Source organism: Leptothoe sp. LEGE 181152, from assembly GCF_032906605.1.
Classification (GTDB): Bacteria; Cyanobacteriota; Cyanobacteriia; order Phormidesmidales; family Phormidesmidaceae; genus Leptothoe; species Leptothoe turfae.
On record NZ_JASATU010000014.1, the window covers coordinates 45,419 to 58,442 of the forward strand.

Annotated in this window: 8 protein-coding genes and 1 tRNA gene; 4 read left to right on the forward strand and 5 right to left on the reverse strand. The window is 42.6% G+C overall.

Going from position 1 to position 13,024, the window contains the following annotated elements; translation table 11 throughout:
* Positions 1–382: 382 nt before the first annotated feature.
* Positions 383–883, reverse strand: a complete 501-nt coding sequence (locus QGP82_RS07360; RefSeq protein ID WP_499058109.1) for a PDDEXK nuclease domain-containing protein — start codon at positions 881–883, stop codon at positions 383–385.
* Between the two features lie 321 nt (positions 884–1,204).
* On the opposite strand from QGP82_RS07360, the gene QGP82_RS07365 reads away from it, so the two are divergent.
* Positions 1,205–2,479: a WG repeat-containing protein gene (locus QGP82_RS07365; protein ID WP_499058110.1), complete on the forward strand. Its 1,275-nt coding sequence runs from the start codon at positions 1,205–1,207 to the stop codon at positions 2,477–2,479.
* Positions 2,480–2,617: 138 nt separating this feature from the next.
* On the opposite strand, the gene QGP82_RS07370 is transcribed toward QGP82_RS07365, so the two are convergent.
* The 3 genes from QGP82_RS07370 to QGP82_RS07380 form a co-directional block, all read right to left on the reverse strand.
* Positions 2,618–3,661 (reverse strand): PDDEXK nuclease domain-containing protein, encoded by a 1,044-nt coding sequence (locus QGP82_RS07370; RefSeq protein WP_499058112.1) that lies wholly within the window; start codon positions 3,659–3,661, stop codon positions 2,618–2,620.
* A gap of 412 nt (positions 3,662–4,073) precedes the next feature.
* Positions 4,074–4,145 (reverse strand) — tRNA-Gln (locus tag QGP82_RS07375).
* A gap of 170 nt (positions 4,146–4,315) precedes the next feature.
* On the reverse strand, positions 4,316–5,518 hold the full coding sequence (locus QGP82_RS07380) for a glycosyltransferase family 2 protein (protein WP_499058114.1): 1,203 nt from the start codon (positions 5,516–5,518) through the stop codon (positions 4,316–4,318).
* 91 nt (positions 5,519–5,609) lie between these two features.
* Between QGP82_RS07380 and recF the strand changes: the two genes are divergently transcribed.
* Positions 5,610–6,737: a DNA replication/repair protein RecF gene (recF, locus tag QGP82_RS07385; protein WP_163663974.1), complete on the forward strand. Its 1,128-nt coding sequence runs from the start codon at positions 5,610–5,612 to the stop codon at positions 6,735–6,737.
* A gap of 224 nt (positions 6,738–6,961) precedes the next feature.
* Here recF and QGP82_RS07390 read toward each other — a convergent pair whose 3' ends face one another.
* Complete coding sequence (locus tag QGP82_RS07390) at positions 6,962–7,624, reverse strand: hypothetical protein (protein WP_163663972.1); 663 nt, start codon at positions 7,622–7,624, stop codon at positions 6,962–6,964.
* A gap of 1,686 nt (positions 7,625–9,310) precedes the next feature.
* On the opposite strand from QGP82_RS07390, the gene QGP82_RS07395 reads away from it, so the two are divergent.
* Together QGP82_RS07395 and QGP82_RS07400 are read left to right on the forward strand one after the other, a co-directional pair.
* Positions 9,311–10,909 (forward strand): hypothetical protein, encoded by a 1,599-nt coding sequence (locus QGP82_RS07395; protein ID WP_499058117.1) that lies wholly within the window; start codon positions 9,311–9,313, stop codon positions 10,907–10,909.
* Between the two features lie 112 nt (positions 10,910–11,021).
* Positions 11,022–13,022 carry a tetratricopeptide repeat protein gene (locus QGP82_RS07400; RefSeq protein ID WP_499058119.1) on the forward strand — a complete coding sequence of 667 codons (2,001 nt, stop codon included), beginning with the start codon at positions 11,022–11,024 and terminating at the stop codon, positions 13,020–13,022.
* The last annotated feature ends 2 nt before the right edge of the window (positions 13,023–13,024 follow it).

The window sequence follows — 13,024 nt, forward strand, 5'->3', positions numbered from 1 at the left end:
TCAGCACCCGCAAGATAGTTCTGTGCAACTTCGCTAGCATCAAAGGCTTGGTTGTAAACCGCCACCAGGTCATAACTACCGAGCCAGGGTCGACCCCCACCTAGCTCATTGGCTAAGGCAAACTGGTACTGGTCATTCCAGTTTGAAAAGTCACCATCAATGATGTTGGAGCCAACTAACTGATGGTCATCGATACTGATGCCATAGCTATTAATCTTTTATATCGATAAGTCTAGCCTCTTTTTAAGACTTATGTTAATTATTAGGCAAAAGTTAGTGTTTAATTGCTGTTGTATCGTCTTCCCAGGCTATTAATGCCATTGTACTCTGGCTTATAATAAAATCCTCTTAAAAGAGTTTTTAAGCCTGTCTAGAGGCTTTCTTAATTGGTTTGTTCTTCTTCTGATAATGCTGACTCTAGTAACTTTTGCCAATCGTCATCGGTGGGTAGCATACCCTTATATTCCTCCGGCACTTCGGGAAACAGCTGATAGGTTGCCACACCAATTGGATTCGCTTTTGATTTCAGGCTAAATTCCACCTCCAGCCGATCCTTCTCAGCACATAGAATAATGCCGATCGCTGGATTATCACCGGGTGCCCGCTCCTGGTCGTTGAGCACCTCCAGGTAAAAATCCATCTTCCCTGCGTACTCTGGTCGAAACCGCCCTGTCTTTAGCTCAATCGCCACCAAGCACTTCAAAAAGCGGTGATAGAAAAGTAAATTCAGGAAATACTCGTTATCTCCTAACACCAGTCGATACTGATTACCAATGAAGCAAAAGCCATAGCCCAGCTCGATTAGAAAATCCTTCGGCCGAGCAATCAGAGTGCGCTCCAACTCTCTTTCATGAACTGCTTGAGCAATCCCTAAAAGTTCCAAATTATCCCACGTCTAAGTTGAAATCTATAGGCTCTTCTACAGAAAAATTTCAGTTCTGATGTGAAAAAGAATGAATATAGTAGTTACGAAAATCTCCTATAGGAAACCGTTTTTGATTAAGTAGGTGACCGAAATTATTAAAAATGCCATAACCAGCCAGGTAATCATCTCAGTAATTCAGTAATTCAGAGATACGTTTACTTATGGCCACTTACTTACCTAATTTTTATCATAAGGAGTTAGAATTATTGCCAACCAATTTTAATTTGAAGATATTGGAATAATTTTAGATCTCTTACACTAAGGTTTTACTTTGAGTCCATGAGTCAGCCATCAAGAAAATTTATAGCTATTACACTTTCACTTTTAACGCTTGGTTGTACTGTCCCTCTTCCTACCCAATTGACACAGATTTGTAATTCCTCAAACATACAATTGAAAGAAGAGACTCAATCTTATTTTCAAGACTCTCAGCTCTTTCCAGTCGAGATTAATCAGAAATGGGGATTTATAAATCTCGATGGGGATATTGTTATTCAAGAAAAATTTAAGGAGGTTAGCCAGTTTTCGGAAGGTTTAGCAGCATTTAAGTCATTGGATGACGGAAGGTGGGGATATATTGACGTTAAAGGCAATATAGTAATTGAACCAAAATTTGAAGCCGCATTCCCATTCGCCAATAATTTGGCAATTATCACAGTTGATGGGAAACAAGGTGTTATTGATAGTGCTGGATCACTAGTTTACCAACCAATTTTTGATAAGATAAAGGGCTTTTCAGAAAATCGTGCCTTTGTCTTATCCGGGGATAAATGGAAACTTATCAATGAAAATGGTTCTTACGTAAATGAAAACTACTATTCGCAAGTTAATGGATTTCGTCAAGGATTAGCTTCCTTTGTTGGTTTTAATGGAGATTATGGCATCAGCGGATATATAAACTTGCAAGGTGAAGTATCTATTGAAATGGGAGAAAATATTTTTCCGAATATTGAAGCTCTTGGATATACCAACGGTTTAGCAAGTGTATATAAGCTGAGAGTTAGTTCTAGTATGAATCCTTTTGCTAGTCAGTCAAATAATATTAAAAAATATGGTTTGATCGATACTTCTGGAAATTTAAAGATTCCATTCAAATACGATTTCTCTAGTGTTGAATCTAATTGTATAATCCGCGTCTCTAATAATAATCGTTTTGGACTCTTAGACTTAGATGGCAATATAATTATTTCACCTACTTATGTTTATATAGGTAAATTTTCTGAAGGTCTTGCATTAGCCAAACGAAATTCTGAAGGGAAATATGGCTATATTGATAAGTCTGGAACTCTGATTATAGAAGCTATTCAAGAGATAAATTTTCCTGCTGTTAGTAATGACTTAGAGATCCCAGAAAGTCGAAATTTCTACGATGGGTTAGCGATCTTTAAGGAGACTACAGGCAGGTATGGCTATATTAATACCTCCGGCCAAATTGTTATTCAGCCTCAATTTGATAGAGCTTACCCCTTTAAGCATGGATTAGCTAAATTTAATATGGAGGATAAATGGGGGTATATTAACAGGAATGGATTAGTTGTTTGGCAGCAACAATAATGACTAAGATTTAGGCAAAAGTTAGCATTAATTTTCTGTTGTAAAGTCTGCAAAGACCATGAATATCAAGGTATTCTGGTTTACAAGAAAATCTCTTAAAAGATTTTTATAACTTGTCTAGAGGTTGTATTAACTGGTTTATGCTTCTTCTGATAATGCCGACTCTAGTAACTTTCGCCAATCATCATCGGTGGGCAGCATACCTTGATATTCCTCCGGCACTTCGGGATATAGCTGATAGGTTGCTACACCAATTGGATTCGCTTTTGATTTCAGGCTAAATTCCACCTCCAACCGATCCTTCTCAGCACACAGAATAATTCCAATCGTTGGGTTATCATCCGGCGCACGCTCCTGGTCGTTGAGCACCTCCAAGTAAAAATCCATCTTTCCTGCATACTCTGGTCGAAATCGACCCGTTTTTAACTCAATCGCCACCAAGCACTTCAAAAAGCGGTGATAGAAAAGTAAATCCAGAAAATACTCGTTATCTCCTAACGCCAGTCGATACTGATTGCCAATGAAGCAAAAGCCATAGCCCAGTTCAATCAGAAAATCCTTCAGCCGAGCAATCAGATTGCGTTCCAACTCTCTTTCATGAACGGCTTGAGCAATCCCTAAAAACTCCAAACTATATTGACTTTTGAGCGTTTCCTCAGCTTGCTCTGCCAGGTACTCTGGAAGCACAGCCTTAAAATTGTGGCTTTTATCTTGCAGACTGACCTCATAGGCACCGGCCTTGATCTGGTTTAGCAGCACATTCCTTGTCCACCCCAGACGGGCCATTGCCTCCAGGTAGTAGTGTCGGGCTGCTTCATCCTTAATCCGCTGCATTATTAGGATATTGTGGCCCCAGGGAATTTCTCCAACAAGCTGTTGGAGATTTGGCGTTTGCTGATACTCGGTGTAGAACTGCCGAATCAACCACAGGTTCTGAGGCGAAAAACCCTTAATTTCAGGGAACTCCTGCTTAAGGTCAGCCGATAAACGCTCTACTACAGCCTTACCCCACCCCAAAGCCTCTTGCCGTTCCACAATCAGTTGCCCAAACGACCAATAAAACTCGATCAACGAACGATTGACAGCTCGCGCTGCCCCAACGCGGCTTTGAACCACCTGGCTTTTAATAGCTCGTAGAAAATCCTGGTACGCAGAATCAGAAGAAGGCGTAATGGAACTCATATAGCCCTTCGCTTAACTAATATTTGATTCTGTATTTCTAATTCCATATCTCATCGGCCCCATCTTCTTACAGCTTGGTCACTACAACCGCACTGGACAATTGTGGCTTGCAGCCCATTAGAAGCCACACCCACCAAAAATCAGTTGCTATGGTAACAAAATCCACTAAAAGGACAACGGCTTGGCCTAAAAGTGCGCTTGGGCAATGGTTGGCCTGGTACCCAAGCTTTAATCATCAAGTAGTTCACTTCTATTGCCCTACCTGGACAACCACTATGGTCAAAAAAGTAGGGTTTAGATAATTTAATAACGAGGTTTTCCGCGTCAAATAAACGGACAAATATCGTCACCAAAGACCCATAAAATCAGGCCAGCCTTTAGGCCAGCCTTTTTAACAAGTCTCTGAAAGTAACTGGGGTGGTAGGATTCGAACCTACGAATGACGGGACCAAAACCCGCTGCCTTACCGCTTGGCCACACCCCAATAAGGATATATGAGCTAGACCTATCAGTGCAAAGTCAACATTGATTGCCAGCCAATGTATATTAACAGCTTTTAGCATTGTAGTGTCAATAACTATATGGATTTTTTTTCGAAGGCTGTGTTCATCATGTTGAGAACCGCAGCCTTCTGATTAAGCTGAGTGCAGAACCTTAGGATGTTGACAAAGATCGTCCGCGCCAAGTCCATCCCCAGCCAGTTTCAGTTTTTATGATTGAGGTAAGCGCGATCGCAACCACAATACCACCACTGAGCCACCCCAACCACCAGTAGCGAAACGGCTGGTTAAATACTCGCTGAGCGGCCCAGCGCATATACACCTGCAGAGCAACACTGAAGACGCCTAACCCAGTCACCACCCACCAGCCAACGCCACCACCAAACAAGGAATTCCATAATCCAGTTACTAAACCCAGCCAGGGCATCACAAAAATCAGGCTCAGGGCAAAGGCAGAATAGAGAGTAGCGCCTAGGTTACGCCCACCTCCTTCATAGAAATTTTTAGTCCAGCCTTCCCATAGCGCCGCAAAGGAACGATACATGCGCACTTTAATCAGGTCAGTACTCAGCAGATACCGTAGCTTCAACCCACTGCCCTTAACCAGCTTCGCTAGCTCCACATCTTCCACAGTTTCAGTTGCCACTGCTCGATGCCCCCCAATCCGATCATAGGCACTACGACGAAACAACATAAATGGCCCAGCAGCAAAAGCAGTTGACGTATCTTTAGGATCATTCACCGCTTCAAAATTAAAACCAACGGCGATACAGCTCATCATCACTGGCTGCACCAACCATTCAGCTAAACACCCACAGATAATGCCCGGACCACAACTTAATAGGTCGGCATCATGCTTTTGGCAATCGGTTAGGGCTGTGGCGATCGCATCAGGCTCAAGGCGTACATCCGCATCGATAAATAGCACATAGTCGCCAACAGCTTTTTCCACAGCATTGGCACAGGCCCAAGTTTTGCCACGCCAGGAAATATCAGTCGGTCGGGGTGGCACGGTAAATACTTGCACACGATCATCTGTCAGGGCGACTGCCGCAGCTAAATCTGCTGTATTATCTGTTGATTCATCGTCGGCCACAATCACCTGTAAATCCGCAGGATGAGGCAGATGACTGGCTAAAGCGGCGTCCAAACACTCTGTAATATTTACGCTTTCGTTATATGCCGGAATAATTAAAGAAACGGCTGGCAATGAATTGGGGCTTGTCTGCAGTAACGGCAATCGGGGAGCGGTAGCCAAGGATGCCTGTAAGCGGCGATGAAAAATTGCGATCGCAACCGTCGCGACTGCCAATGCTAAACTCCACAGACCACTCCCTATCCATTGTCCGCTGATCATCAACTCATTACTCCCAAACGCTCACCCTCTAAATGTAACGTACTGTAAAGCTATGTCTGATTCTAGACTGGGATAACGCTTCGGTCCTTATATGTTTCTCCAATCCTTACACTTAAAACAGTTTCGTAATTACAGTGACCAAGCTGTCAAATTTTTGGCACCCAAAACGATCCTACTGGGAGAAAATGCCCAGGGTAAGTCTAATTTGCTAGAAGCAGTAGAACTCTTAGCGACGTTGAAATCCCATCGCACAAGTCGCGATCGCGATCTCATACAAAACGACACCAACAGCGCCCAAATCCAAGCTAGCCTAAAACGGGAATTAGGCATATCTTCTTTACAGCTAACCTTACGCAGAGGTAGTCGTCGCACAGCAGTGATCAATGGCGAAACATTACGCCGCCAGCAAGACTTTCTCGGCAACCTCAACGCCGTACAGTTTTCCTGCTTAGATTTGGAACTCGTGCGGGGAGGCCCCGTCACCCGCCGGACATGGACTGACAGCTTACTCACGCAACTAGAACCAGTTTATCTCCATATTCTGCAGCAATATAGCCAGGTACTAAAGCAGCGTAATGCCTTTATCAAACAACAAACCGCAGATCCAGGGCAGACACCTCCCTTAGACCCCACTCAGCTTGCACTCTGGGATGCCCAACTTGCCACATTAGGCACTCGGGTGATCCGACGACGAGCTCGTATGCTACAGCGATTGATTCCCATTGCCCAGTCTTGGCATCAAGCCATTAGTGGGAGTACCGAACAACTCGAAATTTTCTATAGTCCTAATGTAGATGTGGACACCGACGATGCTGGACAAATTCAGCAGGCATTCCTAGAAAAATTACAATCTCGCGCCATGGCCGAATACTACCAGCGCACCACATTAGTCGGTCCCCACCGAGACGACATCAACTTTCTGATTAATGATACACCAGCGCGGCAATATGGTTCGCAAGGCCAACAACGCACGCTGGTTCTGGCTTTAAAGCTTTCTGAGTTGCAGCTAATAGAAGAGATAGTAGGAGAACCACCGTTATTACTTCTAGATGATGTATTAGCTGAGTTAGATTTAAATCGACAAAATCAACTGCTTGAAACCATTGAAGATCGATTTCAAACCCTCATCACCACTACTCATCTAGGATCATTTGATACCCAGTGGCTCAAATTATCTCAAATCATGCAAGTCAAGAATGGCTGTCTAGAAACCTCATAGTGAACAACAACACAGTCACATGAGTCTTCACAGGAAACGTACTACAAAATTAGAAGAAATTCCTCGATAAGAGCCCTACTCTAAAAAATGGATACATAACCCATTTCATCAAAAGTTTTATTAGCAGTGCTCGATCACCTTGAGCATCTCCACAAAACACCAATTCAGCAACGCTTTCATCTGAGCTGAAAGTTAAAACTTTCAGCTCAGACAAGAAAAGTTAACTACACTTTTTGATAAGAAGAGCTAGCTTGAGCAGCTTGCAGAACTTCGATCTGACTTGTAATATGCTGCAAACCTGTCAGCAAATGATTTAGCTGTAGTGACTCCTCGGAAGCATCAAATTTTTCTGTATTACTAGTATTTCCCTGAAAGGAGCTAGGGGTTTCAGCAACAGGGTCATCAGTGGTTTGAGATCCAGCAGCATTAGATTCGGAAGACATTGATTGAGGCTGCTTCACATGTGCTACATCAAATTGCTGTGCAGGTTCTGTCTGCAGCTTTTCAAAGCTAACATCGTCATGCAAAAACGCATCTAGTCCTATCTTATTCAACTGCTTTTCTGAGAATCTCAACTTTTCAAGTGCCGCTTTTTTCTCATCCATCTCCTGTTGGAGCTGATTGATTGTCGCTTGCGTCTTATCTAATTTTTTAGAAGCTTGACGCCAACCGCCTAAAGTTAATACAGTAAAACCAGCACCTAAACTTACAAATGTCACACCACTCAAGTAGGGCAGCGCTAATTCTTGGAAATCACTGGAGAAAAATGACTTGTCCTGAAGTTTTACTTCAATAGAGTCAGATCGGATAGCTGCAATAGGGAGTGTTGCAACTGCGAATACAGCCCCCGCTAAAAGACTAGAAGATAAAAGAGTACTAAATTTCATAACTACCAATCGTTCCTAATAGACCACAATTTAATCGAACGGCTCACGTGCAAGGGTTGCACCAAGGATCAAACCAGTTCCGCAACACATAGAACTACTTATTAGCAAAAGAGAGTTTTGTGATCTAAACGTCTCTACGCGGCTAAGGTTAATAGGAATTAATCCTTCAAGGTTGCAAGTATTCTCTATAATCTGGCTTTAGAAAGCTAAGATGCATAATGAGCTTTCGAAGACAACTTCTAAGTTTATAGCAGATGTCTATTGTTGACCCTGATCCTAATTACGTAATAAAAGATGGAGTACAGCAATGCAATTTTAGGGATCTGTTGAAGTCTGTAGCTGATTTGCAAAGTCTTATTTACGTAATTAATAATGACTATCACACCTTGCTTTCTATTTGGTAGTTTCACCCTAAAACAGGCTTATTCGCCGTAGAGGAAAGTATCCCCTAATCTCTACTTACCTGTCAGTATAGTTAGTTCACGGCTGCAATTGGTTAATTTAACTGTAAAGTGTGGCAGCCCATTATAAAATAATGTCAAATATGCTTTCCTGTTGGGAAACCATATGTGCTTAAACAACTATGCAGCCTCGAATTAGGCATAGTAGCTATACATATCGTTGCTCAAACACGTTGAATACCCCTTCACTGCTCGCTGCCCACCATCACTCACACCACCAGAGTGTTATTCATCTCCAGTGGAGATTGCTACTGTCCCATACTTACTGTCCCATACTTTAAGTGTTTGAGCCACTCGATACGTCTGTCAATAAAGACATTGCGTATTTTTCATTAATTCTTCGCCCATAGGCTCAGCCTTGAAACACTCGGTGCTAGCGTGGCTGTGGCAGATCTTGACAATTTGATGGTTACTCCTGACCTCATCTTGGCTCTGGTTGAGTAGCTCTATCATTCACGTCTGCATATTGAGTTTGAGCGGATTATTTTTAGGCAATATATATATAGTAATCATCTAGTCATTTAGATTCTCTAGCGAGGGGCAGAATTATTTCATAGTAGTAATTCCAGCCTCTTTTTATGTAGCCGACTCTTGACCTTTAAATCAAGCACTTTTCCGGAGAATAAGAACGCTATCAGTATTCCTAATTGGGATGTATCAAGTAAATCTTCAACAAAATTTCTCAAGTAAAATACGGACTTTAGAACAGGTCAATATCTTCATCATAGACAAGATGCAATTTACTTGTCTAATGCTATCTTGAAATACCTGAGGAATCTACGATTGAAGCGTTTAAGCCTGCTTCGAGTAAGGAGATGAACTAAATTAGGCGAACAATGACATTGGTTAGTTAACTTTAAAGATTAGACAAACAGTATATTGACATTCTATTTAGGTGTATCGTATTGAACCAAAGTCACCACACAATTCGGTGGGTAAACAGCTAATTAAGTAGAAGCATCTTCTTTCTACTTGTTGCAGTACTCAGTGAATTGCTAGACCAGACTTTAATCTCAGTATTCAGTTATTTATTTTCTGCATTTTATAGATTAACTGTCCTGAATGCTTCGCTATTGATAGATCCTTTTGACATCAGAGGTCCTTAGTTTTCCGACTTCAAATCAAACGGCTAAAGAATCGGCGCTTAAAGCAGCTACCTGTTTAGACGCGGACCATCGATCGTATTTGTTTTTTCAGATTTAGATTAGCGTATTTTTTAAAGAATATGGTTCAATCAACGCCTACACAAAATAGCAACGGTCCTACCTGGCTTAAAATCGGATTTCATATAACATCTGTAGGTTTAGCGTTGGGGCAAGTTGCCCCAAACGTTCTCTTTACAGCCCCTGCAACAGCTAGTCCAGCATCAAAAGAGAATAAGGATAATGAATGGGTCAATTTCACACCCGTAGAAACCAATGATTTTTCTGATCTTAACGATCTACAAATTCTTGCTAAATATTCTGCATTACCAGTTCCTGAAACCAGGCTACAACCAAGCTTTTCTAACTCAGTCTTGCCAGAGCCACCTGTTCGGCAACAATTAGTATCTTGCACTCAAAATTGCAGTAATGCTGATTTATTTGTCTTACAACAGCCCAATACTGTTCCGCCTCGACAAATATTGCCCACGATAACGCCTTTCACTTCATCACAGCAACAAACAAACGAGGCATTTTTTCATTCTGATCAAACCTATTTGCAAAGTCTTATCTCAGGTACCGAAGGTACTTCTCAAACCGCGTCTTCAAGAGCCAATGACTTCTCTCAACTTCCGTCTGGTCAACCGTTTTCTGAGGAAAGGTTAGCCTTTGAAACACCAGCTTCCCCATCAAGAAGCAACTCTGGGTTAATCGATAATCCATTTGCTCCTGACTTCAGTTTCCAAGGTACATCTATTGTCGGCAATGAGGAGTTTTCTGGGCGCGCTCGCATTAATGCAACGTATCCAATCAGTCAAAATCTACTGATAGGAGGGTCTGTCGAAGCAGTTAATGGCACTGCCTTTGTAGATTCTTCAGATGAGGGGGCCAGGCTTAATGAACTTTATCTAGCGGCTTCTTTACCATCTTCTCCAAATTTAAGGTTGATAGCAGGACAGCTCGATTTCTCTTCCTATTTTGATCGTAATAGTTTCGCTAAAGATGGGGCGACTCAGTTCTTTAACGGGGCTTTTCAGACCAGCCCTGCTATCGGATCATCGCTGGGTAACTCTAATCTAGGGGCACTCATCAATTGGAGTGTTAACGATAACTTAGATCTCCGCGCCGCAGCGTTTTCCTCAGACCGAGATTTGAGTGACTTTAATTTTGATAGCTACGCTGGTGAAGTCGCCTATCGCTCTGGCAATGTAATTGTCCGAGGTACCTATGTTTCTGGTCGTGATGGAGGAGCAGATACAGGATTCCAAAACAGTTTTCTAATTGATAGAGGTAATGGACAGACTGGTATTTTGCCAGGTGATCGTGAAGTTTCCTATGGAATCAATGGCGAAGTCTATTTTCCAGAGGCAAATTTAGGATTATTTGGACGATACGGTATTTATGAAAACCAGACTCTCGATCTTAGCGGCGAGACCTTTAGTCTTGGTGTAACTTTATTTGACTTGCTTTCAGACAATGATCGATTAGGCGTAGCCTACGGTCAAACAGTCTCCAACGATTCCCTTCAAGAGATAGAAGGCTCAGTATCACCAGAGGTTTTTGAAGTTTTCTATGACTTTGAACCCGTTGACGAGTTTAGAGTGGGTGCTAGTATCCAGCAAACCAACGGTTTTTCGGACACAGTCTTTCAGTTTCGGCTAGGGTACGATTTTGGCTGGTAGATCTGTTGACCTTGAGCAAAGAGTAATAGCGGACAGTAAAAAGTTTCTTTGATCACATTAGAGTACTGAAAATCATAAGATAGAGAGCTTTTATCAAAGTTCTGCCAGAAGAATGAGATATCGACACCATCTTAAAACTGTTTTTATTTGTGCAATATTATTATCTAGCACACATCTTGGAAATTCGACTCCAGTATGGGCTCAACCAACGACGCCTACTCTTGAAGCGAAATCATCCCAACAGGGATTCTCTCTACTAGAGCAGGGTTTAGTAGATCAGGCAATTAGAGAGTTTCGAAGAACATTAAAACGCACGCCACAGTCTCTTGAGGCTAACTTAGGTTTAGCAATGTCCTATGAACGGGCTGGAAGAGATGCTGATGCCTTTCGCACCTACCAAAAAATCGTGGATATTAGCCCAAATAATGTAGATGCACTCAGAGCGATTGGGAAACTAGGAGGATATCGCCCAGAGTGGCAATCTCAGGGAATAGAGGCTCTCTCAACGCTACTACAGAATAGTCCTCAAGATCAAAGTGCGTTAACTCAACGGGCTTTGCTTTATACCTATCAAGGTCGGTTTAGTGAAGCTACAGAAGATTATGCCCGCGTACTACGCGGCAGTCCTTCTCCTGAAACAGTTTTAAGTGCCGCTGAAGCCTATACCTACAGCGGCAACTACAACCAAGGATTAGAGCTGTTCAGACACTATCAAAATAGTGGACGATCCATTCAAGGGAGTGCGACCATTGCCTATTCTCTTGCAGAAAGAGAAATTGGTAATCCAGGCCGGTCAATCGAAATTTTAGAAAGTGCACTACGACAAAGCCGTGGTGAAAATAACATAACATTGCAACAGCGAGGTGCACTAGCAGCAAGTTATGCAGCTAATGGCCAATTTGAACAGGCCGAAACTGCTATCGCTCCTGTGATAGGTCGTCAAGATTCTCGACTAACATTAGCCCGAGCATACAATGAACTTTGGCGTTACAGTCAGAACCCGGCTTATGCTAATGAAGCCGCTGCCCACTATCAAGAAATATTAGCTCAACCCTCACAGTACGTAACTATCGGAGTGGCTAGAGAGGTTGCTTATGCCCTCAGTGGTTTACCTGGTCAGCAGTCTTTGGCCTTACAAGTCTATCGTCAACTTACTTCCCAGCAACCAGATGATATTGGGTTGAAATTTCAAAGGGGAGTTCTAGAGAAACAACTGGGTTTTGCATCGATTGCAGACCTACAAAATATTTTGCGAGGACTTCAGTCATCATCCGTTGATATGGGCACACAGAGAAATATCGCCCGAGGTTTAATCCGGTTAGATCCCCCTGAAGCTTCATTATTGCCGTTATACCAAGCCCTTATTGAGAGTGGTCTACAAGAACCTCTCTTGTATTATCGAATTGCCCAAGTCTATCTTGAGAACCAAAACTATCAAGCTGCTCGAGCTGCACTAGCCACCTATGCTGACAGCGCATTAGGGATCAATCGGCAAAGTAGTGGCCTGCTCTTATTAGCTGATATTGAACGCCGCGAAGGAGATTTCGCAGCCAGTAGCAATATTTATGATGCTATATTACGCAGTCGACCGACGGATCAGTCCATTACAGCAGCAGCTCTGACTGGATATGCTGAGATCCTTAGGGTTCAAGAGCGTAATGAAGAAGCTCTGGTCCTTTACGATCAGCTGCTTGCACAAAGCCCACAACCTACAACCTCTCAAATCTTACGACGGACTCGTTTAGCTCTTTTGGCAAAGAGAATATCAGAAGCTGAAGCTAAGGAGCTGCTAATGCGCTCGTTTCAAGGAAATTTTGCGGTAGAACGCTCCGACTTTTTTGCACAAGGTGATTTAGCTGTTGACTTAGAGCAATTTGAGTTGGCCGAAGAAGCGTATACCACCCTGCTAAGAGCGTATCCCAATGACACCAGTGGCCTCATGGCATTGGCAGGTTTGTATTATACACAACAGCGCTTAAATGAAGCATCCCAAATATATGAAGATATCTTGGCAGACGATCCTAACAATCAATCAGCTCAATCAGCGCTTGTAAGTTTAACTCAGGGATATCTATATCGACGAGGGTTTCAACCATTTTGGGAACGATATTAAAT